This is a genomic window from Deltaproteobacteria bacterium, assembly GCA_016210005.1.
In the GTDB taxonomy this organism is placed as follows: Bacteria; Desulfobacterota; Binatia; order HRBIN30; family JACQVA1; genus JACQVA1.
Genome location: JACQVA010000203.1, coordinates 1 through 23376, shown reverse-complemented (window position 1 = coordinate 23376; position 23376 = coordinate 1). Strand labels below are relative to the sequence as shown.

The 23376-nt window shown below is 65.9% G+C and carries 12 protein-coding genes; 4 read left to right on the top strand and 8 right to left on the bottom strand.

Annotated features, from left to right (window positions below):
• Window positions 1–414: 414 nt before the first annotated feature.
• The 4 genes from HY699_19880 to HY699_19865 form a co-directional block, all read right to left on the bottom strand.
• Complete coding sequence (locus HY699_19880; GenBank protein MBI4518070.1) at window positions 415–618, bottom strand: hypothetical protein; 204 nt, start codon at window positions 616–618, stop codon at window positions 415–417.
• A gap of 18 nt (window positions 619–636) precedes the next feature.
• A complete protein-coding gene (locus tag HY699_19875) occupies window positions 637–1014 on the bottom strand; it encodes a hypothetical protein (GenBank protein ID MBI4518069.1) in 378 nt (125 codons plus the stop codon).
• Window positions 1015–1191: 177 nt separating this feature from the next.
• Window positions 1192–3657: a glycosyltransferase family 39 protein gene (locus HY699_19870; protein MBI4518068.1), complete on the bottom strand. Its 2466-nt coding sequence runs from the start codon at window positions 3655–3657 to the stop codon at window positions 1192–1194.
• Complete coding sequence (locus HY699_19865) at window positions 3654–5360, bottom strand: hypothetical protein (GenBank protein MBI4518067.1); 1707 nt, start codon at window positions 5358–5360, stop codon at window positions 3654–3656. Before HY699_19865 ends, HY699_19870 begins: the two co-directional genes overlap by 4 nt.
• A 513-nt stretch (window positions 5361–5873) precedes the next feature.
• Between HY699_19865 and HY699_19860 the strand changes: the two genes are divergently transcribed.
• On the top strand, window positions 5874–8369 hold the full coding sequence (locus HY699_19860) for a hypothetical protein (protein MBI4518066.1): 2496 nt from the start codon (window positions 5874–5876) through the stop codon (window positions 8367–8369).
• 37 nt (window positions 8370–8406) lie between these two features.
• Here HY699_19860 and HY699_19855 read toward each other — a convergent pair whose 3' ends face one another.
• Window positions 8407–12612 (bottom strand): hypothetical protein, encoded by a 4206-nt coding sequence (locus HY699_19855; protein ID MBI4518065.1) that lies wholly within the window; start codon window positions 12610–12612, stop codon window positions 8407–8409.
• A gap of 383 nt (window positions 12613–12995) precedes the next feature.
• Here HY699_19855 and HY699_19850 point away from each other — a divergent pair, with 383 nt between their 5' ends.
• The 3 genes from HY699_19850 to HY699_19840 are packed head-to-tail and all read left to right on the top strand — an operon-like array spanning window position 12996 to window position 15170.
• Window positions 12996–14060, top strand: a complete 1065-nt coding sequence (locus tag HY699_19850; GenBank protein MBI4518064.1) for a glycosyltransferase family 2 protein — start codon at window positions 12996–12998, stop codon at window positions 14058–14060.
• A 32-nt stretch (window positions 14061–14092) separates the two neighbouring features.
• Window positions 14093–14779, top strand: a complete 687-nt coding sequence (locus tag HY699_19845; protein ID MBI4518063.1) for a glycosyltransferase family 2 protein — start codon at window positions 14093–14095, stop codon at window positions 14777–14779.
• Between the two features lie 22 nt (window positions 14780–14801).
• Window positions 14802–15170 carry a DUF2304 domain-containing protein gene (locus tag HY699_19840; protein MBI4518062.1) on the top strand — a complete coding sequence of 123 codons (369 nt, stop codon included), beginning with the start codon at window positions 14802–14804 and terminating at the stop codon, window positions 15168–15170.
• A gap of 66 nt (window positions 15171–15236) precedes the next feature.
• On the opposite strand, the gene HY699_19835 is transcribed toward HY699_19840, so the two are convergent.
• The 3 genes from HY699_19835 to HY699_19825 form a co-directional block, all read right to left on the bottom strand.
• Complete coding sequence (locus HY699_19835) at window positions 15237–17816, bottom strand: 6-bladed beta-propeller (GenBank protein MBI4518061.1); 2580 nt, start codon at window positions 17814–17816, stop codon at window positions 15237–15239.
• Window positions 17803–22896 (bottom strand): SMP-30/gluconolactonase/LRE family protein, encoded by a 5094-nt coding sequence (locus HY699_19830; protein ID MBI4518060.1) that lies wholly within the window; start codon window positions 22894–22896, stop codon window positions 17803–17805. The genes HY699_19835 and HY699_19830 overlap by 14 nt, the downstream gene beginning before the upstream one ends.
• 244 nt (window positions 22897–23140) lie before the next feature.
• Window positions 23141–23376: GIY-YIG nuclease family protein (locus tag HY699_19825; protein MBI4518059.1), on the bottom strand; the 236-nt coding region annotated here is incomplete at its 5' end.

Here is a 23376-nt window from a genome sequence, read left to right as displayed (position 1 = left end):
TCCCGCACGATTGCCCTCTCTGCTCAGCCGTGCGCCTGCGCCAGGATGTAAACGCAGAACTGCTTGTCCATAGCGCCAAACGCCAAACTGGATTCCCGCTTTCGCGGGAATGACGGCCATAACACCGAACCACGTTACCCAAAAATTTGTCGCGCACCCCTTGTGGGCCTTGGCCCCGTGGGGGCGCTACGCCACCCGCCCGTGGGAGGGTGTCGGCAACGAACCCGCGCCGGCGCACGGACATAGAGGAGAACGACGCCAGACTTATCGCCGCGGGAAAGCGAACAACGCCCCTTGGGCGATTGGCGTGATGTAGGCGGCTTGACCCAAGGTCAGGTACAGCCCCCGGGCTCCTCCCTGGCTGCGACGCTGTGTTCTGGCATGTTCTTCTGACCAGAAGAATACCGACTTTCGTCAGAAGACATTTATGATGCTGGGGTCCTTCAGCTTGGCGAAGTCCACCAACGGGACGAAGACCAGCGGCGCGGCGCTCTCGGCGACGCGGTAGTGCAGCTGGCTGTCGATCTCGATCTCCAGCGGCCGCGCGCAGTGCGCGCACTCGCTGCGGATGCTGACCGCCACCGGCTCGTTTCTCAGGTGCCCTTGCACGAAGGGCATAGCAAAGGTGTCGATGGCTCAAGGCGAGTAGGCTTGCTCGCCGTTGTTGAAGCGGGCGCGGTGCGGGGTCTCGTCCACCGTCACCGGATACGCCCAGGTTACCGCTCCGTGCTGGTTGCGAAACAGGAACGTGAGGCGCTTCTCGAGTTCGTCGAGCACGCTGCGCACTCGCGCCAAGGGGAGGTCGAGCGCCGTGGCGATCGCCTCCGGCGGCAGCGGCGCACCGGCGCGAGGCAGCTCGGTGACCACGTAGTCACGGACCCGGTGATGATCCGCCGCCATGAAGCCGAGGCCGGCGCGGGTCTTGCGCGCGTTGGCCGCTACCAGGCGGTGCCAGATCATGCCCGGGACCGGGATCATGAAGCGCCCCAGCCCTACCAGTAGTCGATCCGTCATCGGTTCACCTCAATCGCGTTCTCTTGGACCGCGATCTCACCCTCCAACACGTGGCTGAGCCACTGGTCGCGGATCTTAGCGCGGTCCGGCCGCTTTGCGCACCTACTGAAAATACCGTGTCGTCTTCACCGCAAACACCCCGGCGTTGCCACGTTCGTGGACCGAGTAGCGCGCTAGCTAGCCTCCGTCGCGAGCTGGCGTCGTCAGGCGATAGAACGGCAACAACGCCCCGCGCCCCCCCTCGCGCTGGCGCCATTTTACCCGCACGCCGTTCTCTTCGCCTTGCTCCAGCTCTGCCGTGATCGAGATGGTGTGCGGGCCGGGCTGCAAGCGGGTCAGCTGGCCGGCGGGCTCGCCGTCGATGAAGATCTGCGCCTGCGCAGCGCGAGTTTCGAGCTGCCAGGCGACCTCGCTTTCGGCCTCGACCGACCAAGTGCCTTCCCAGCTCACACGGCACGGCGGCGCCCGGCGCTCGTCGTCGAGATGGCAGACATTGGGCGTAAGCGCGTACTCGACGCAGGGCTCCACGCGATCGACAAACGGCTGCGCGGCGTCGCCGTGATAGTAGCGCGCCCGCAGTCCGCCGCCTTGCCCGACCCAGGCGGGCCGCGGCGCCTCGGCTTGCTGGCTCGGCACGGCGACGTGGCAGCCGACGTAGCGCTCTTCGCGATGATGCGGCGCATCGACCGGCCCACAGGTAGTGCCGGGAAATTGCTCGCGCAGGAAGGCGGCAAGGTCCTGCGTGGCGTACGGCTCCTTGAGCAGCACGTACAGCTCTTTTCCCGGCCAGCGTCCGGGCTGGCCTTCGAGCAGCGGGTAGAGGTCGCTGGTAGCCTGCCCCGGCACGCGTGTGCCGCGCATCCACTCGTAGTCGCTCGGTTGAAAGAAGTTGCCGAGGTCGGCGACCAGCAGCAAGAAGGCGTTATCGGGGAGTTGGTGCAAGTAGCGGATCGCCACCGTATACCGATTGTGAAACGCGCCCAGCACCTGCGCTGAATTCATCATCTTGACGAAGTACACGTCGATGTTGCGGGCGTAGGAGATCGGCAGCACCACCGCCAGCAGGCCGGCGAAGGCCAGCTCGCCGCGCCGGCCGGCAGCGGCGAGCAGCTCGCGCACGCGCTCCAACAGCAGCGCTACCAGGATGAAGATCAGCGGGATGATGCCTTGCAAGCGCCGCACATCGAAATTGTGCACGAACACCGTCCCCATCATCAGCAGCACCAAGAACATCGCGGCGAAGAAGCCCTGGTGCCGCCGCCGCGGACAGAGCAGGCAGTAGAACAGGCCGGCGGTGAACAGTGCGCCGGTGGCCGGATCGAGCATGGGGACGCCGGGCAGGTTCATCGTGGCATAGTCTTCACCGGCGTGATTGAAGATCATGGCGGTGTGGCGCAAGCGTTCCAGCCGCAGCGCGAGCGAGCGCGCCAGCGACGGGTTGTAGTAGCCTGAATCGTCGACGGCGCGGTGAGCGGCCTCGAAGTAGTAGTTCGGTCCCCACGGGCTATAAATCACGGCGCGCACCAGCGGCACCAGCGGCACCAGGTAGGCGATCGCCACCAGCGCACTGGCCAGCACTTGGCGCTGCAGCCAGCGCCGGGTGCGCTGGCGGCGGGTGGGGCTGAGCGCCTGCCGCGCCCGCCAGGCATCGACCACCAAGGCGCCGCCGAGAAACAGGCCGACGAAGAGCGTGGTGCCGCGATAGCCGGCGTAGGTGTAGAGCGTGTAAGCGGAGAGCAAGCCGATCCAGGGATAGAACGCCAAGCGGCTGTCCTGGCGCGCCCGCACCATCAGGTACAGGATCACCACGACCAAGAACGTCGTCAGATAAATGTTGTGGGCGTAGCGCGCGTAAACCAGATGCCAGTGGCAGACCGCGAACAGCAGCGCCACCGTCACGGCCACAGCGCGCGACACCAGGCAGCGCAGCAGCCAGTACAGCGGCAGCACCGTGAGCGCGCTGACGATGGTGAACGGCAGGCGCACGGCGGTGAGGTTGGCGCCGCCAAGTCGAATGCCGGCGGCCGCCAGCCAGCGATCGAGCAAGAACTCCCACGGCCGCGCCCCGCGCAGGATCTCCCAGCCCAGCTGCCCGGTCTGCGGCTCCTCGATCGCGCAGATACCGTCGGGTGGCGGAAAATCACTGAAGCGGTAGAAGCGGAACGCGAACGCCAGAACGACTATCGCCGGCAGCGCCCAGCGCTCCCAGCGCGGCATGGCCTCGCGGCCGAAGGTGAACGGTTGCGCCCGCCGGTCGGCGATCGCGATTCCGGCCGAGCAGATCAGCGTGCCCAGCAGCGCCAGGGGCGCCGCCAGGTCGAATCGGCCGGCCCAGTTGATGGTGAGCTGCCACGCCGCCCATGCGGCGATCAGCATGCCGGCCAGCGCGAGCGCTACTCCCGCCGCCCGCTGCCAGCGCGAGGCCGCGGTTGCCGGCGCCAGGTCCGGCTCCGCGGCCGGGGGCGCACCGATCACGACGGCGATACCGGCGGCCGCCAGCACCAGCACCGCGCTGGCGATTGCCCACTGGAGGTGAAAGAAGATCGCCGCCTGCGCACAGATCAAGGCCGCCGCCAGTGCCGCCAACACGGCCAACCGCCGTCGCTCGCCGTGGCGCCGCCCGGGGCTTGCGCTGCTCGTCATCGCGGATCACACCTGACGCATTCGAGCTCGGCGGTGATGGGCTCGACCGGCGCATTCGGGCAGAGCCCGGCCAGTGCCGCTTGCACCCGATCGCCCCACTCCTGGCCGTCGAGATGGCGGGAGAAGCAGGCCGCGCGGTCGAAGTCGGCGCGCTGCTGCGGGACGGCGGCGCTGACCACGGCGCGCTCGCGCACCTGAAAGATACGCTGCACCAGATCGTCCTCGTCGCCGTTGGCAGCGAACTTCCGGCGGATATCCTCGTGGGGCGAGATCAGCAGCACGCGTCCGGGGACGGTTTGCTGCATCCGGATCACGCCGTCGGCGACGGTGTAGCCGAACTGCGCCGCCGCCAGCGTGGCGGTGTTGACGTAGGCGTAGCCCGCCAAGGCGCACAAGATCAGCACTGCGGTCGCGCCCGTTCGTTGTATCCTTTCCGCCAGCCACGCCAGCGGCAACACCATCAGGAAGGTCATGTTGGGGAGCATGACGATGGCGCGTTTGAGCGACACGGTCGAATAGCCGCTGTTGGCCATCGCCAGTCCGAGAGCATCAGCGCAGAAGAGCGGCAGCCAGACCCAGGCGTAGCGCAAGACCCGCGCGCGCGGTCGGCGCAGCACCGTCAGCCCGGCGCTGGTCAGCGCCAGCACCACCCCGGCCAGCCACAAGTAGTTGAAGGGCGGCGCCAGCCAGCCGCCACCCGCGCCGTAGGATTTCATCTCCGACCAGAAGGGCAACAGCAGCGCCTGCCAAGTCATCCGGGCGACGTAGTCCAACGTCAGCCCGCTCATCGGGCGGAAGACGAACAGCACGCGGATGAAAGTCTCGAACTGCAGCAGCGCCGGTGTCAGCGCGACCAACGCGCCGCCGGCCCAAATCAGCAAGATCCGCGGCCGGCGCCAGTAAAGCGCCGACAGCACCACGCCGGCGCTCACCGCTGCCACCGCCGCCAGCCACAATGGCAGGAAGTACGCCGCCAGGCCGCACGCCAGCCCCAAGGCCGCCCACAAGAAGTCACTCTCCCACACCGACCACGCGGCCACGAACAAGGCATAGGCAGCGTAGTAGGGCAACACTCCCGAGAGGTTGGGGTAGCTGATAAGAGTGAAGACAGCAAACACGCTGTTAAGGGGCAGGAACAGCGCCATCAGCAGCCCCGCGGTCGCCCCGCTGGTCTGCCCGGCGAAGGCCGACGCGGCTAGCACCAGCAGCGCGGACGTCAGCAGGTTGCCCAGCCGGTGCGCGAACAGGGAGGGCGAGAGGTACATGAAGGCGTTTTGCAGGGTGGCTTGCACGACGGTGCATTGCTCGAAGATACCGCGGGCGCCGAGCGGGTTGATGTCGGGGTTGCCGCGCACCATTTCGGCGCCGATCTCGTAGAAGTTGAGCGAGTCGGCGGTGGCGGCCCAGCGCCAGTTATCGTAGACCAAGCAGAAGATGACCAAGAGCGCGGCGGCATAGGCCACCAGCGCCAGTCGCAAGGCGAGCGGCGCCCGCCATCTGATTAACCCGCGCGGCCGCGGCCATTGCAGCAGATAGAGCGCCTGCGCGGCCAGCCAACTCAGCAGCAGGCCCACCTGGCGGTGGTCGGGATCGAGCCAAGCCAGCGGAAGCAGCGCCACCGGCCACCCGAACCGGCAACCGGCGCGCAGCACCCGCGCAGGATTGCCAGTGACCGTCACCCCGGCCCGAGTGGCCTCGCCCATGGCCAGCCTGTGTAGCATCGCCGTGCCGGGGCGGGAAGGAGGAACCTGTCGCCCCGGCCGCGTCTGAAGAGCGATCCCCCGCGTCGAAATAGTAGAACTTGGGGTGCTCGATCAGGCGGCGCTTGGCACGTTTGGTGAACACCGGCAGGCGGACAGCGATCAGCAGGTCTTCGAGAATGCTGAAGTAGTCTTGGACGACTTTCGCCGACAACACGGCGCACTCGCGGGCGACCGCCGCCATGTTCAACACGCTGCCCTGCGAGAAGCTGGCGGAATCACCAGCGGTGGTGTTGCCGTCATCGCACTCTCTGGATGCGCCTGGCGTTGCGGTCGATGATGGCCCACATGGGCGAGCCCGCACCACGTAGTCGCCAAGCTCCGCGGGGCTTGCTTGCCGAGTGCCGGGGGCAGTGGCAAGGTAGCGGCATGTTTCAACCGGGGGCCTGAGGCCCGATCTTTGTTGCGAAACCAATGGAGCAAACCTTGCCAAGACCCGACCATGCAGCAGCCGAGGTGACGTCTCCGTCTCTTGCGGTCCGCGCGCTGGCGTTGCCGGTCTCGCTTGCGCTGGTGGCAGCGGCGCAAGGCTTGTTGGCCACCCGGCCGGATCAACAGATCGGCTGGTGGCTACTTCTGGCGGCGGCGCTGGGCGCAGCGGCGTGGCAGGCCGGGTTCACCATTACCGACTGGACCCAATCGCAAGGCCGCCAATGGGGGCTGGCTCCACAAAGGTGGCGTCGTATCACCGGCGGGTTGGTAACCCTGTTCGGGGCGGCGCTCTGGTTCGATGCGACCCAGCAGCTCTCGGCCGATTGGGGCGCGAATTTCGATCGGGCATGGCTGACGTGGTTCGTCGCAACGCCGGTGATGAGCCTGGGCCTGCGCCTGCTCCAAGCTCCGCTCAGCCCCGCGCGCAATCGGCTCAGCCGGTGGGAGTGGGCGGTCCTGGTCGTCGCGTTTGCGGTTGCGGCGGCGTTTCGACTCGCCAACTTCGATAACTTCCCGCCCCCGGACGCGGTGTCGCAAGTGGAGGAGCTGCAGGCCGGCCAGTTCGGCACACGCTTTCTCACCGGTGACCGTGGTCGCTGGGAATTCATGAGCCAAGCTGCCATCGCGGGGCTCGGGATTTGGATCGGCGGGCCGACCCTGCGCTCTGTGCGGGAGGTGTTCGCAGTGGTGAACCTGCTGAAGATTATCCCGGCGTATTTCTGGTTCCGCGCCTTGTCAGGGCCGGCGGGAGCCGTGGTGGGCACCGCGCTGCTCGCGGTTTCCGGCTGGGACAGCATCATCAACCGCATCCCGGGTCATCCAGACGGGCTGATCACGATGTGCTGCTTGGCGCTGTTGGCCGGCCCGGCGGTGCGCGGATTGTGGGCGGTGTATCCGTGGGTCGGATTGCTCGCAGGATATTCGACGATCACGTACATCGCGTTCCGGCCGCTGGTTGGGCTCGCACTGGCAGGTGTGGTGGTTGCCAACCTGGCCCGCATATCAAACAGGAATGGCGCGAACCTGCTCCGGGTGGTGGCGCCGACGCTGCTGGTTGCTAGCCTCGTCGCCGGTATTTTCATTCCGCTCACGCATCGGCTCGAAAACCAATTCACGCACGAGTACCTGAACGGATGGAATCGGGCGCGGGCGCAGGAGGACTATTACGGGCCGCGCGATTCGTGGTCGAGCATCTTATCCAAGCGTTGGGAGCGCACCGCCCAGGCCGTCGGCCTGTTCTACACCCAGGGCGACAGCAACCCGGTCCGCAATGTCAACAGCCGCCCGCAAGTGGATCCCGTCACCGGCAGCCTGATGCTGTTTGGGATCGGGTACTGCGCATTGATGTGCCTGCGAGGTTTTTACGGGCTGGTGGTAGGCGCGTTCGGGGTAACCTTCGTCGGCACCGTGATCGCAACCGGCAACTTCGATCCGTTGCGGCTCCAAGCCACGATTCAGTACGTCTACGCCCTGGCGGCTATCGGTGCCGGCGGCCTGGTCGCCACAGCGCAGCGCAGCTTCGGCCGCGCCGGGCGAGGCGCGTTGCTGGCGTTGCTGGCCGCTGGCGTGCTGGGGTCAGCCTACTGGAATGGCCAACTGGTGTGGGACCTCTGGACCTCACCGGTCACCCGGCAACACTATCGCAGTGATCTGGCGTATCTCTCTGTTTGGTTGCGAGCCAACACCGTGGGCAAGCAGGTGATCGGCCTGATCCCGAGCAATGCCAACGTGGTGTTTCAGGAGAACGACGCGTCGTGGCTGCTCGGTGGTGCGGTTCGCGGCACTGCGGCCTGGGATGTGCACGAAACCCTGCGCAAGCTAAGCGAACTCCAGGGTGATGCCGTCTTGCTGCTCTGCACGCCGACCATGCTGCGCGACGGCGCGCAGTACTTCGAGTACATCCTGCCAGGACTGCAATTCGAATTTCGCGGTGAAGAAACGCGGTCTCCGACGAAGATTGCGTACAGCAGCATTGCCACACCGGCAATCGCCGCCGACTCGCCGCTGCTGCGCGACGGTGCATGCGCTGGCGCCCGCGCCCGCTTCGAGCTGCGCGACGAGCACGAAAAGGTCATTGAGAGCTTTACGATGACCGTTCCGTTCATTGACACCATGACTTGGCCGGGCGCCGTGCGCGAGGCCGCATTCCGTCACGAGCAGGCCGCGCGCTGGATCGACGCCGTCTGGGAAGGCGACTTTACCATCACCGAACCGGGTTCGTACGTGTTCCTCCCCGAGTTCTACGAAGGCACGGTCACCGTCACGATCGACGAGACGCGCATCGCCGGCGGCAACCAGGTGCCCGTCGCCTTGTCGGTAGGGCCGCATCATTTCTCAATGAAAGGTCGGTTCAACGCGCTCATGATCGAGCCCACGGCAAGGCTGTCATGGCGACGGGAAGGCGGCGATGAAGAGAAGTTCAATCTCGTGCCTTTCTACCGCCTGGCTGCGGCCGACCCGCGGTGCTCGGCGGCGGCCCCGAACGGTCGAGCTCCGCAAGCTGCCGGAAGCGGGGGCTAGCTCCCACTGATTGCTCGAAACGGAGCCGCGGCCCCCCTTACGGCTTGCAGGTCAAGGTCAGCCGATCCGCGTCCAGTAGCGATGGCGGCGAAGGCGATGACGATCGACTGAGGCTGATCAGGAAACGCCGCCCGGCGCTCACGCGCGTGTTGCCCAGTAGTGGAACGCGGATGGCAAAGGGTTCCGTACAGACGTTGGTGCGCGAGAAATCGACGGGCAGGCTGAGCGTCTCTCCGGTTGTCGCATCGCGCAGGCTTTGCAGGGCCGTGGTGAGGCTGCTGTAGTTTATGGGATCCCGCAACGCGTTCGGCAAGAGCACCCGGATCGAATTGGCGACACCGAGCTGCGGGCAGGTGGGCAGGTTCGGATCGGTGTTGTTCAGGCAGGCCACCACGCGGAACTCGCAGGTGCGGTTGTTGGAGTCGAGGTCGAAGTCGCAGCTCGAGTCGTTGTTGCGACAGCTTTGGTTCGAGTTGGGCCGGCCGCGCGAATCGAGCGCAGGGACGTTGTTGGGATTCACCACCGACCACTCGAGCAAGCAAGCACGGCGGTCGGTCATCACACTGCCACTGCCGTTACCAGGGATGCGCTCGTAGGTGCAGGTACTCGAACAGCCATCACCGCTGGTGGTATTGCCATCATCGCATTCCTCCCCGAGCTCGCGGGCACCATTACCGCAAATTGGCGGCGGCGGGGTCGGCGTTCGTGTGCGAGTCGGCGTTCGCGTTAGACTCGGAGTTGGTGTTGGCGTCGGGCCGGTCGGGGTCGGCGGCGGCGAACCTAGGGCGCTCTGAAAGGGATTCCTGTAAACGAGCACCCTTCCCCAATTGTTGTCGGCGATGTAGAGATTCCCGTAATTGTCAACCGCGCCACTGGCATCAGGATACGAGGTCATGTCGCCGAGCATGAGCTGCGGCAAGCTCTCGGCTAGCGGGTTCAAGTATACCAGCGGAAACCGCTGAGTATTGGGATAAGGGTTACTCGCCACGGTCATTGGCCCCAGCGGATGCAAGATCGCCTCGAAGGGGCTGATATACGGGTCGCGGGTGGCCGAGAAGCCGTTGACGTTGAAGTCCCCGTCGGCGCCAAAGACGCGGGACGCCGGTACGCCGAACAGTGCGCCCGCACTGGTGTCGAACAGCGCGCCATCGAACTCGAGCATGCGATTGTTGGTGCCCCCTTCTTCGCCGTTATCCGTCACGTACACATTTCCGTTGGCATCGGTTGCCACGGAGTAGGGCGTGAAGAGCGTGTCGGCGCGGGGCAATGAACCACCCTGGTTGCCTTGGGTTTGCGCGAGGCTCGGTTGCCCGAGGACCACGTCCACGAAGCGCTGCGCCGGGTTGGTTATATTCCTGATGCGGAAGACGCGGTGATTCCAGCGGTCTGCCACCCAAGCTTCATCAGCGGCGGCGTGCACAGCGAAATCGAGAGGCCTTCCCGAGGCATAGATGCGGTTGCCGTTGCATCCCTGCCCAGCGCAATTGCAGTACGCCGCACCGGGGCAACCGAGCACGGGGAACCCATCGAAGCCCGGGCGCACGGTGAGCGGGATGACCGCTGGGGTGGAGCTGTTCGAGACCGGGTAGGAGAAGACGAGCAGATCGGTGGCCGAATTCGTGCCACGCGTAACCCAGAGTTGGTTGCCGACCGCTTGCGGAAACCCAAACTGCTGGTGCGGCCACTGGCTACTGGAGGTGAAGCTGGGCTCGCCGAACAGGTCATCCGCGGCGGCGCCGCTTTGGGCGGTGCTCGCATCCCAGTTGTTGTAAATCAGCAGCCGGTTCCAGTCGGCGTTGATCAATTGATCGCCGCCGTTCCCGCTCGGGTCGCTGAGAACTGCAACGCCCTTACTGGATTGCGTCCAGCTCGCGCTAAACCAGCCGGCGGCGGGTTGAACAAAGACGGGCTCACGCAGGCCGGCGCGTTGCGCCTCCAGGACGGACTCCAGGGCGGGGCGCCCGAAACGAAACAGATAGTCAAAGGTATCCAGCACAAAGAGGTTTCCGGAGCGGTCAACCTCAACGCCGCGCATCGGCCCACCAAACTGCGAAATGCGCAACGAAGGCTGGCCGGTCGCGGTGTTGACTCGCTCCACGCACACATCCGCGTCGTAGCGCACCCACAGGCCGTCCGGGCTCGTGTCCAAAGTGATCTCGATTGGTCTTGGAGCGCACAGCTGCGGTGGCGTACCCGGAAACTGCTGCGGGGGAGAAATCGGTATCGCCGCACCGGACATGCCGGTCGTGAAGTCCCCGGCTTGCGGCGTGAACTTCAGCAACCGTGACGGGATCCAACCCCAATCACCCGCATCAGCGACATATAGGGTTCTGCTCTGCCGGTCGAACGCTACGTCCAACGGTTGGAAGAACTGGGTGAGGCCCCGGCCGGTTCCGCTTTGAGACCGGCTAGCGCAGTCAGGCTGGCCCAACACCACGTCGGCCTGCTTGGCGTGCTCCCCGGCGGGCACACCACTGCAAACGCTGGAGTTGTTGCGCGGGCATTTCGGAAAACGCAGCACACGGTAGTTGCCCACATCTGCCACCCACAGGTTGCCCTCGTCGTCGATGGCCACGCCCGCATGGCGGTCCCCTTCGAGGCAGAGCATGGCGCAATCGATGGGGGCACCGGCGGGCAAGCCCCGGTTGCAGACATTCTCGGCGAAATCGCTCTGGCCGATAACGGCGTCCGCGGCCGCGGTATTGGCTGAGTTGAACGGATCATCGTACCGCAGGACGCGGTTGTTGAAGACGTCGGGCACGTACAACGCGCCGTTGTCATCGGTGTCCATCAGCGAACCGTAAACCACCTCCGCAATGCTGATTTGCAGCGGTGGGATCAGGCACAGTGAAGAGGCGCTCGCGGGGGCGCGGCCCGGGAACAACTGGCCCGTGCCGTCGCCGTTGCAGGCCGAAGTACCGGTGAAGTCCGGCTGGCCCAAGACAATGGACGGAAGCAGGGTACTAGGATCGAGAGCGCACGCGCCGCTTACGCAGTCGCCGTCTACGGTGCACGGGGCCGCATCGCCGCATCGCCCGATGTGATCGAAGCCGATGATGCGATTGTGGTTTGCGTCCGCGATGTACACTCGGCTGGGGCCATTCGCCTGGCGCTTGTCGATCAAGACTCCGGCGGGCCGCTCCGTCCAATTCACGAGCGGCAGCACCGCCGCATTCTGGCCGAAGTCGGGCTTTCCCAGCACCACGTCAGCCCACAGATCGCCGGCCAAGCCGCGTATCGGTGCGGTTCCGAGCTGAGCACTGACGCAGTCCGAAATGAGTTCGCCATTAGGGTGCTGTGCCCTTACACGGTAGTTGTAGGTGACCTCGGCCCGCAATCTTGGGCTCCCCGGTTGCAGCGGGCATGGCCCGTTGTCCACAAAGAAGCGACACTTGTCATCGGGCTCTCGACCGGTGTCGCCGTAAGCGGTGGCTGCGGCGCTGAGGTTAATGCTCGTTGGGCCGCCGTGATCACCGAGCCGCCAGTAGGCAACAGGCGCATCCGCGAGCACCTCCGCGCTGTAGTTGCCGCTGTCGCGGCTGTTGTAGTGTGCCTCGATGCGTGCATCCGCAAGCGCGTGATCGTAAATCGCGACTTCGTCTAGGCTGCCGGAGAAAGGCCAAGCCGGCGCCAGTCCGGTCTGGCTGCCAATCGCTGCAGGGTCGGGGCTCTTGATCGGCGTACTGGTGTTGACCCGCATGGCTTGGCGCGCGCCGTTGAGCCAGAGATACACCGTCCCATCGGTGCGGTGCGTCAAGACCACGTGATACCAGGTGTTGGTGGCGAGCGGGAAGTCCCAAGTTTGTGTGTTCCAACCTCCGTCCCCAGTCCAGTATCGAAAGAGCCTTCCCTCCCCGATGTCGAAGCCATAGTTGGTTGCTGAAGCGTTTCGGCTCTTACCCACGATTGTCGAATATGGGCCGAACCATGGTGCACTGAGCCAGGCTTCAAGCGTCAGCCCGTTCTGCCTGTACGTTATGTCGATGCTGGCATGGTTGCCCAGGTTTACCAGGCCGGTCGATCCGTTGAGCAACAGCGCCGTGTTGCTGTCGGACCCGAGCGCCCCTGGAACACCGAGCGTGTATCCGCCGATCAAAGTACCGGAGTTCACGCCCATCTCATCAACGGCAACGGTGCTAGTCGGCGAGAAGTCGCACGACAAGCTGCGTTCAAGGATGTAGCCGGTGGCTCCGGGAACCGCATCCCACGCCAGGGGGATTTGCATCGTGGTGGGGTCGCCCATCGTTCGCACCTGAAAGGAGCCGGGACATTGGCCGGGGGCACAACCACTCGCCGACGTTACCGCCGTTAGCGTAATCGCAGCAATCGCACATAGTAAGCCCGCAAGCATAGGTCGATTCATGGCGGCCCCCCTTTCAACTATGCAATGACTTCGTAAGCCGTGCGTTTCTATCATGCGCTGTGACCAGCCAGCAATAGATACTTGTCTATGGGCAGTATCTTGGCCGCGGGCCGGACTTGCAACACGGAAGACACCCGGCGGTGCTCCGCTGGCCCGCCGCATCGAGAACAAGCGCGGCGCGCGGCACTCGGCGTCATGGCGTTCGCGCCGCGAGCGCGATACAAGAGCAGCCCGATGACTGGGTGGTCGTGGTAAATAGAACCGTGCGGACGACTGCGGGCGCAGTTGGACTCGATGATGGCGACGCCGCGATTGCCGTGTCCTCCGTCATCGTCAATTGGAACGGTCGCGAACACCTTGAAGTCTGTCTCTCCTCGCTACTCGGCCAAGCCCTGGCTGCAACGGAAGTCGTACTGGTCGACAACGGCTCCACGGATGGCTCGGTGGCATTGGTGCACGAGCGTTTCGGCGAGGCGGTCCGCGTCATCGCGTTGGATTCCAACCGGGGCTATGGCGGTGCCTTGAACGCCGGTATTTGCGCCGCGCGCGGGCGTTATCTGTTCGTGCTCAACAACGACACGGAAGTAGATCAGAATTGCCTCCGGGCACTGGTGGACACGGCCGAGCGCTGCCCGCAGGCCGGGCTGTGCGCTCCGAAGATCTTGTCGTTCTCCGACCGCCGGCTGATCGACAACGTCGGGCTCTTGCTCTACCCGGACGGGATGAGCCGCGGCCGCGGAAGACTCGATGTGGATCGCGGGCAGTACGACGCCGAAGAAGAGATCCTGCTGGCGAGCGGGTGTGCGATGCTGCTGCGCCGCGAGATGCTCGCCGATATCGGCCTGTTTGATGAAGATCTGTTCGCCTACTGCGAGGACACCGACCTGGGCTTGCGCGCGCAACTCGCCGGCTGGCGCTGCCGTTACGTGCCGAAGGCGATCGTCTATCACAAGTACTCGGCGTCCACCGCGCACTATTCGCCGCTCAAGGCGTTCCTGGTAGAACGCAACCGGCTTTGGGTGGCGGTGAAATGCTTGCCACTGCCGCTGCTGGTTATGAGCCTACCGTTCACGGCGCTGCGGTTGTGCGTGCAAGCTCTGGCGGTCTTCCAGCGCCGCGGTGCGGCCGGCCGATTCGCCGACGCGCATTCCGCCAGCGGGCTGCTGATCGTGTTCATACGAGCAGTGTTGGCAGCCTTGCACGGGCTGCCTGGGGCGTGGCGGAAGCGGCGCACTATCCAGCGCCGCCGGCGGCTGTCGGTATGGGCTCCTTTCGGCTGGCTCGTGCATCACGGCATGGGTGTGCGCGAGATCGCGCTCAAGGACTAATGCCGATGAGCGGAGTAACGGGAGGTTAGTCTGTGCACTTACTTGTCGTTATACCGGCGTACAACGAGGCCGCCAGCATCGCGGCGGTGGTGGCCGCGGTGCGGGCCAACGGCGTTGATGTTGCCGTTATTGACGACGGCTCAAGCGATGCCACGGCTGCGAGCGCCGGCACGGCCGGGGCACACGTGTTGCGCCACCCCTGCAACCTCGGCATTGGCGCCACCGTTCAGACCGGCTTCCTCTATGCCCTCGCGCACGGCTACGACGCCGTCGTGCGGCTGGACGCCGACGGCCAGCACGACCCCGCGTACATCCCGGAGTTCACCGCGCTCCTCGACGCCGGCGTGGCGGACATCGTCGTCGGCTCGCGCTTCTTGGCACGACAGGGGTTCCAGTCCACCGTGGCCCGCCGCCTCGGGATCGCGGTGCTCGGCGTGCTCAGCGCCATGGTCGGTACCCGCGTCACCGATCCGACCTCGGGCTACTGGGGCCTCAATCGCCGCGCCCTCGAACTGCTCGCCCGCTTCCAGCCCGACGACTACCCAGAGACGCAAGCCTTGGTGCTCGCCACCCGCGCCGGCTGCCGTATCCGCGAGCTGCCGGTAGTCATGCGGGCACGCACCACGGGGCGCTCATCGCTGGCGGGTGTTACCCGCTCCGCGTTCTACATGCTCAACGTCATGCTGGCCGTGCTGATGGAGCGGCTGCGGCGCCGCTGACGACCGGAGGAGGGATGGCACTATGTTGGCTCCGTTGTATGCGCTGCAAACGCTGGCGATCCTGTTCAGCCTGGCGCTCATTGTCTTCGTCATCGAAGCGGTGCGCCGCACGCGGCTCAAGGAACGCTACGCCTTGCTGTGGATCGGCGCCGGTATCGCCCTGCTGCTCTTGTCGGTCTATCGTCCGCTGCTCGATCGTATCGCCCTGTCACTGGGCGTGAGCTACCCGCCGTCGCTGCTGTTCCTGGTGGCGTTTCTCTTTCTGCTGGCGATCGTCCTGCACTATTCATTGGTGCTGTCGTCGCACCGAGATTCGATCCGCCGCTTGACGCAAGCGGTCGCGCTACTCAAGCGCGAGCTGGAAGAGCGCGTCCCGCGCCCATCGTCTTAGCCGTGTGCCGGTTTTGCGAAAACGGGATTCTGCGGGTTTGCTCTGTGCCCGCTGTGTCTCGGTGGTTCATTTTCTATCAGGAGGCCCGCTCACTGCCACCCGCACGACGGCGTGGCGGCTGCGCTCGGTGACGTAGAGCGTGGTCTTGTCAGCGGCGATGCCGGAGGGGCCGACCAGCTGCGTACCGGCCTCCAGCACCTCCAGTTGCTCACCGCGCAGCTGCAACAGGCGCTCGCTCACCGGATCGGTTAGAATCAACCGATCTCCGGCCATCACCAGGTACCCTTCCTTAATCTGATCGCCCTGCCAATTCGGCACCGGCAGCGTGCGCACCGAGCCGCCCTCGGCGGCGAACGCCTGCAAACGGTTGTTGCCGCTGTCCACCACCCAGATCAGCCCCTGGCGATCGACGGCGATGCCTACCGGCTGCATCAACTGTCCCGCCGCCGAACCGGCTTGCCCGAAGGTGGCGATGTACTTCCCCGCCAGATCGAACACCACCACCTGATTGTTCCCACCATCGGTGACGTAGGCGCGGTTCTGGGTCAGCGCAATGCCGCGCGGACCGAAGAAGCCCTTCGCCGGCGTGTACACCGCCAGCACCTTGCCGTCGGGCGCCAATTTCTGAATGCGGTGGTTCCAGGTGTCGACCACGTGCACGTTGCCTTCATGGTCGAGCGCCAGCGCGTGGGGCTCGTTGAACAAACCCGGCTCGCGGCCGTGATGCCCCCAGGCGGCCACGAACGCTCCGCTGGCATCGAACTTTTGCACCCGATGGTTGAGCGTGTCGGCGATGTAGAACTCGCCGCGCTCGCCGCGGGCGATGCCCTTGGGCGTGTTGAACTGCCCGGGGGCAAAACCGCGGCCCCCGGTCCAGAGTATCGGTCCCGCGGGCGCTGCGGCCGGTTCCGCCATCGGCGCCGGCACCGCCGCGCGCTCAACCAGCAACGCACGCGCGAACACCGGACCGTCTTCGACCGGATAGCGCAGGTCGACGATCTCGTGCTCGGGGTAACGCGGCAGCAGCTGCGCAAACACCCCGGGCGAGGCATCGATCGTCGACAGAATCAGGGCCAGCCCCCGCCCCGGCGGTGGCTGCGGCGGCTGATTCAACAGCGACGTCAAGTCGTCAACCCAGGTGTATTGCCGCTGGAAAGGGTCGCCCTCGCCCATGTACGTAAAGTACGTCAGCGTATCGCGCGGGAAGTTCGCGCCCCCCACCCAGATCGCGTAGCGGCCGGCGAGCGTGCGCATGTAGCGGCCCAGCACCGTGGTCTCGGGATAGTAGCCCCAGATGTCGCGGCGGTTAGCGCCGAGGTATTCGCTGTACGTCGCCCTCACTTGCGCTGCGCCGACCAGGAACGCCAGCGCCAGTGCGCCCACCAGCCCGGCGCGTCCGAGCCGGGCGAACTGCCGCACGAAGTACAGCAGTCCGAGGCCGGCGAAGATGTAGGTGAAGGGCAACGCGCCGACACAATGATTGGCGTTCGGCCGCGTGATCAGGCCGGGAACCAAGCCGATCAGTAGGCCGAGCGCAAGAAACAGCGCGCGGGTGTCGAACAGGCGCACCAGACACCAGAGCACGCCGAAGACGAAACAGACGGCGGCCGGCGCCTCCAGCAGCGGCGTCTTGACGAAGAAATCGTCGCTGTTGCCGAAGAAGTTGAACAGCAACGCCGCCGCCTTGAAATTGGCCCAACCGCGCTCGGTGGGGGCGTAGAGGGCGTTGGCGCGGCCCATGAACTGGATCCAGTGAGTCGCCGCGTACCAGGCCAGCGGCGCGATCACCACGGCGAACTCCAGGAACATCGCCGTGACCCCGATCCAGTAGCGCCGCCACTGCTCGCGCAGGTTGCGGTGCTGGGCGAGGTAGGCGAGCGCAAACAGCGGGAAGAGCGCCGGGAAGATCCGCGAGGCGTTGTAGGTGTTGAGCGTCAGCGCCAGCCCGACGCCGCTGAGCGCGAAGTCGCTGACCCGCGCACGCAGCAGGCCGCGCCAGAAGAACAGACAGGTCATGGTGGTGAACGCCGGCTGCAGCCCTGCTCCCCAACCGATGCGGCCGTACACCAGCGGCCAGCCGGTAGCGCCGAGGAAGAGCGTCGCGGCCAGCGCCGCGGGGGCGGCGAACATGGCGCGCACCCACAGGTAGAACAGCGGCAGCATCAGCACCATCGCCGCCACCGCCGGCAACATCGTCGCCAGATGCTCGTGACCGACGAGCTTCATCGCCGCCGCCTGCAAGTACATCGGCAGGCTTTCGCGCCCCCAGGCCGAGGCCACGTAGGGCGTGTAGGGAATGCCCTGAAGGATCTGCGCCGCGTACAGCCCGTTCCAAGCGGCGTCGTGATTCAGCCCGGGCGGAAACTGCTCGAGGTGAAAGGTGCGGAAGAACACGCCGGTGGCGATCACTGCCAGGGCCAGCGGCCACTCCAGCGCCGGCGCCAGCGGCTCGTCCGCCGCCGGCAGCTCCCGCCCGCTGCGATCGAGCAGGCACAGCAGGACAAAGGCCATGGCCGCCACCGCCCAGGCGATGGCGGCCCGCAGCGGCGCGAACGCCCCCACCAGCCAGTATTGACCGGCCGCCCCGCTCGCCAACGCCACCGCTGCGAGCGGGCCCCGAACGAACCAGCGCTCAGCGAGTTTCATACGGGAAATGCAGTACGCGATGCTCCAAATCTGAAATCACCACCTGTTTGGTGGCCGGGCTGATGGCGATGCCCATGGGCGTCTCGAAGCGAGCCGTCGCAATCGCCTGGCCGGTGATGGTGCGCAACAGCCTGCCGCCGGCATCGTAAGCGCGCACTTCTTTCTCCCCCGGCACGCTCAGCCAGATCGTCCCCTTGGGCTCGACGGCGATGTAAGGCTCCGAGTACACCTTTGACTCCCAGCCGGGCACCGGGAAGCTGCTTACGAAGGCGCCGTTGCGGTCGAAGATCTGCACCCGCGCATTGGCGTTGTCACAGACGTACACCTGGCCGCGGGCATCGGTGGTGATACCGACCGGCTCGGCGAACTTGCCCGGTTCCTTACCGGCGCCGCCCCAGGCGGCTTCCTGATCGCCGGTCGGGGAGAAGCGCAGCACGCGGTTGTTGCCGGTGTCGGCGACAAAGACCGCGCCCTTGGCATCGACGGCGATGCCGCGCGGGCCGTAGAAGCCGGCGCCCCATTCGCGCTGATACTTGCCGTCGGCACCGAACACCTGCACGCGGTGGTTCCAGGTATCGGCGACGTAGACGAGGTCCTGCGGCCCCACCGCAATCCCGCACGGATCGCGGAATTGGCCGGGCAGCTCGCCGCGCTCGCCCCAGGCCAGCTCGAAGCGCAGCTCGGGGGAGAATTTCTGGATGCGGGCATTGCCGAAGTCGGTGGCATAGACCGCGCCGCGGCTGTCGACGGCGATGCCGCGCGGCTGGTGCAGCTGGCCCTCGGGCTCTTGCGGCGGCGCCACCGCCTCTTCCTCGCCCACCCGCGGCACTTCCTCAACCGTGGTCACCGGAATCCCGCCGGTGAAGACGCCGCTGACGGCGAAGATGCTCACCGCCGCGTTCTCGTAAACCGGCGTGAGCAGCGCGGGCCACTGCTTGAACTGCTCCAGGTTGGCGCCCCCGTAGGTGCGCCGCTCGAGGGCGCCGACGTACACCAGGGCGACGTGGTAGCGCTCCAGCGCCGCCCGTACCTGTTCCTGATTATCACTGGTGTAGATCAACTTGAGGTCGGCCTTGCGGCGGTTGATGTCGGCTTGCGTGTGCGAGCGCTGAATGACGTGGTACTCCCAGCCCAACACGGTGGGCAGGCCGGTGTTCATCGAGACCCGCGAGAACTCCTGGTACGACGGGCCGTAAGCTTCGGCGATGACCGGAATGCCGCTGATGCGCTGGTTGAGCCAGTTGAAGGCGGCCAGCTCGTAGTTGGCGCGCTCTTCCAGGTAGGCCATCCCATTAAGGGTCGGCTTGGGTGTCGTCACGCGGTAGGTGGTAAGAACACCATAGGTGCCGCTCGCGCCGGTAAAGGCGGCGACCGCGATCAGTACCACCAGCCCGGCCTGCCAGATGGCGCGGCCGATGCGGCCGAGCAGGCCGCCGTCCCACAGCTCGCCGATGGCGGCGGCGGCGGCGGCGGAGAAGATCAGCCACGAGTCGAGATAGAACTTGAAGATGGTGTTCATCCGGTCCCAGACGTAGACGACGTCGCAGCCGGCGGTGACGAAGAAGCCGAACGCGCCCAACGCAATCGGCAGCCGCTGCCGCGCGCTGATCCGCCGGCTGAGGGCGAGCTGGAACCCGAGCAGGCCGATGACCGCGAGAAACAAGCGGTTAGACACCAACAAGCCGGCGATGGCGCCGAGCCCGACCAGACTGACCACTACGATGCGCAACACCCCGGGCCAACGCGGCACCGGCGCGGGCAAAGCCGGCGCCGGCACTGGCAGCGGCGGCGCCTCGGCCGCAACCTCGCAGGCCGGCGCGTCCTCGGGCAGCTCGCACGGGAACACCGAGGCCTCCTCCGCCGGCCCCGGCTCGGCCGTTTTCGCCGCAGCATCTTCGCCGGTGTCGACTGCCGGCGGGTCGGCGAGCGCCTCTAGCCAGGCGCGCCGCGGGCGCCATCTGCTCGGTGCGAGATTCGCGGGCGCGATCGTCAATGCCGGCGCCGGCCGCGGCCGCAACACGCGCAGCCAGACAGCGAAGAACAGCGGCAGCAGCACGTAGAGAAAGAGGCCGAAAATCTGGGCGTAGTCCCGCGGCCGGGCCAGCGGCCCGAGTTCCCAGCCCCAGTTGCGCTCGGGCGGCGTGAAGTTGAGGAAGAACGGCAGATAGAGCGCGTAGGCGAGCAGAACTATCAAGATGCTCGGAAACACCACCCGCGTGAACAGCTGGGCGGCGAAAGTGCCGAAGCGCCGGCCGCTGCTCGCGCCCAGCCAGTGGCAGCCCAGGACAAACGGCGGCAGCAACACGTAGGTGGGCGTGCTCCAACCGTTGGTGACCATGATGGTGCCGAGTCCAAAGCCCAGCAGCACCAGCAGCAGGCTGCGGGGGGAGCGCGTGCTGACTTCGTCGAACTGCTGGCGCGTCCACGCCACCAGCAGTGTCAGGAAGGTGAGCGAAAACGGGATCACCATCACGTGCGCGTGCAGGTCGGCGAACAGGAAGCTCCACAGCGGGAACTCGTTGATGGTGTCCTTGATCACCCGCGAGGTCGCCCAGAAGTAATCGAAATTCATGCTGTGGCGTTCGATGTACTCGCGCGGTCCGGACAGATTGCCGAGCAAGGTGGTGAATAAAGCCGCCACCGTGCCGAGCCGCCAGCTGCCGGTGAGCGTACGTCCGAGGGCGAAGGCGGCCACCGCGGTCAGCCCGCCGAAGAAGGCGATCGCCAGGTTGAAGGTGAGCGCCGGATGGATGTGACAGACCTTGCCGAGCGCAGCGGCGAGGTAGTGGCCGTAGTAGACGTAGTTGAGGTCGTGCCCGGCAAACCACGGCTCCGGCGGCGGTAGCGTGGTGGCGCGGCTGAGGGCGTTGAGGAACGAGAAGTCCATCGGCTTCTCGCCCCAGTAGACTTCCGGGTTGAAGGCGCGCACGAGCAGGAAGAACAGGAAGGCGCCCCAGAACAGCAGCTCGCTGGCAACCCATTCGCCGTGGTCGGCGCTGATGGGCTGGCTGCGCCGGCGCAGCCAGCCCATCAGCCCGATCGCGCCCAGCCCGAGCACCGTCACGGTCAACGTCTCGCGGGTGAACTCCGCCTGACCCAGGCTGACCAGCAGCCACGGCACGTACGCGAACAGCAACACCCCGAGCACTTTGGACAACGCGTAGGGGCTGGCCCCGCCCAGATAGCGCCGCGCCAGCGGATAGAGCGCCAGCCCCAGGCCCTCCACCAACAGGGCGAAGCTGAGAAACGCTGCCAGGCTGGACTGGATCGGCTCGCTGATCACACCGCCGACCTCGGCGCCCGGCCGTGCCAGCAGCAGATCACGGCGAGTGAGTGGCTGCGACGGCAGGCCGTGCATGATCTGGTTGAACACCGCCTCCGCCTCCAGGCGGCCTTCGTTGCGGAAGATCAACACCTTGGGATGGTCGTAGACGGTGAACGACTCGTCGACGAGTTCGTCGGGAAACTCGAGGCCGAACAGGCTCGGCCGCGCCGAGACTTCGTGGACGAGGGTGAAGCCGAGATCGCCGGCGAACAGCAAATAGAAATAGTTGCTGCTGAGCGGGAACTTTTGCGAGGCCTGAGTCAGGGCCCCATACAGCCGCTTGGTCTGAAAGGCGACGTAATCGGACTGCGCCAGCTCGGTCGCCAGCTTGCGCATCTTCGCCGGGCTATCGGGTTCGTAGTAGCCGAAGGTCACGATCTTGTAGCGTTCGGGGTGCATCCCGGGGCCGGGCAGCGGCATCGGAAAGCCCTCGTCCCAATCCTGCGACAGGATCTTGGTGCCGGCGGGCACGAACTTGTAGAGCCACTCGGAGGCCTGCACCACCGTGTGCGGGCGGGTGTAGATCGACAGGAACGCCACCAGCGCCGCCATGGTGCCGACCACGGTGGCCGGCAGCGCCAGGCGGCCGAAAACACTGCCGCGGCGGTTGAGCCGCACCAACCACTCGGCCGCCCACAGGATCATCAGCGGGTAGATCGGCAGCAGGTAGCGGATGAACTTGACTTCGAACCAGCCGGTAACCAGGAAGAACGGCACGACCCACGCCAGCAGCACGACTTCTTCCGCGCGCTCGCGCCAGATGCCGATGGCCCGCCGGCCGGTGGCCCAGATCGCGGCCAAGCCGAGCAACGGCGCCATGCCGCACAGGATGATTTGGCTCAGCTCGTAGCCGTACTTGGCGGTGCCGACGTACTGGTTGGTGTAGGGGAACAGGCCGGCATTGCGCACCATGCCGCTTTGTTCGATCAGGTCGCGCAAGAACTGACTCTGTTGCGGCGCATGGCTCCAAAAGTACTTGAGGTTGCCGAGCAGATGGCCCTGGTCCGCCGCCTGCCAGACATTGTAGAAGTCCACGATCGCGTACGGCTCGCCGAAGGCGAAGGCCCCGAAGACGGCGACCAGGGCTGTCGCCAGGCGCAGCAGGGTCACCCCCAGCGGGTCGCCGCTGCGCCAGCGGTGCGTTGCCGCCACCAGCAGTGGCAGCATCATCGGAAAGGCGCTGGCCTTGGTGGCGCCCGCCAGCCCGATGGCGAGCCCGGCGTAAACGAAATCGCGCGTCCGCCCGCGTTGCACGACGCCCATCAGGCAATACAGGGCCAGCAACACCAGAAACGTCAGTGGGACGTCGACGCAGCCGAATTTCGAGTTCTGTACGTGCAGGACGCAGGCCGCCAGCAGGAAGCCGGCGAGCATGCCGGCGGCGCGGTCGTAGATGCGGAAGCCGAGCAGCATCGTCAGCAACACCGTCAGCGTCCCCAGCACGCCCGTAACCGCCCGCCCGATGTGGATGACGCTGTCGTAATGGCCGAGGCGGGGGTCGAGCAGCCCGAGCAGGCTACTGGTGATCTTGGTCAGATAGATCGGCAGCGAGCCGTAGGCAAAGAACTTGGGATTGAGCTGGAGCGGCTTGAAGGAGAGGTCCTGCACCGCATAGGCGACCCGGCGCTCGTCGGGGTGAAAGAAGTGACGTTGGTCCCACTCGATGTTGGTCAGGCGCACCACCCCCGCGAACACAACGATGGCCAGAATCCAAGTCGATGGGCGTTGCCACCAGCGCGAGCCCGAGCCGTTCATAAGCGTCAGCCGCTACCCGGAATTCGGCCGCATTGCAACGGCGCGGCCGCGCTGCGCCAGGGCGGGGATGTGCGACAAATCCGTGGGTAACGTGCAGCCGCCCGGGCAAATCCTCACCAGTCTGACAGTACTGTGTACTGTCAGGCCGAGGCCCATGGCCGAAAGCGACGCAATTCGTCATTCCCGCGAAAGCGGGAATCCACGGCACCGGCTCGCTACCACCCGCCAGCGCTACACGATCTCGTCATAGGTCTCGCCAGTCCGGGTTCTGAGCTTCGATCAGCTCGATCTTCCAAGCGCGGCGCCTCTTCTTCAGCTGCTTCTCCCGCACGATTGCCCTCTCTGCGCAGCCGTGCGCTTCGTAGTAGACCAGCTTGTCAACGCCGTACTTGGCCGAAAAACCCTCCACTACCTTGCTCTTATGCTGCCACACCCGCGTTGCCAGCTGTGAGGTCACCCCAATGTACAGCGTGCCGTTCC

Coding starts and splice junctions, on each gene's coding strand:
- HY699_19880 (MBI4518070.1), bottom strand. CDS start 618: ATGCCCTTCGTGCAAGGGCACCTGAGAAACGAGCCGGTGGCGGTCAGC.
- HY699_19875 (MBI4518069.1), bottom strand. CDS start 1,014: ATGACGGATCGACTACTGGTAGGGCTGGGGCGCTTCATGATCCCGGTC.
- HY699_19870 (MBI4518068.1), bottom strand. CDS start 3,657: ATGACGAGCAGCGCAAGCCCCGGGCGGCGCCACGGCGAGCGACGGCGG.
- HY699_19865 (MBI4518067.1), bottom strand. CDS start 5,360: ATGGGCGAGGCCACTCGGGCCGGGGTGACGGTCACTGGCAATCCTGCG.
- HY699_19830 (MBI4518060.1), bottom strand. CDS start 22,896: ATGAACGGCTCGGGCTCGCGCTGGTGGCAACGCCCATCGACTTGGATT.
- HY699_19855 (MBI4518065.1), bottom strand. CDS start 12,612: ATGGGCGACCCCACCACGATGCAAATCCCCCTGGCGTGGGATGCGGTT.
- HY699_19840 (MBI4518062.1), top strand. CDS start 14,802: ATGTTGGCTCCGTTGTATGCGCTGCAAACGCTGGCGATCCTGTTCAGC.
- HY699_19835 (MBI4518061.1), bottom strand. CDS start 17,816: ATGAAACTCGCTGAGCGCTGGTTCGTTCGGGGCCCGCTCGCAGCGGTG.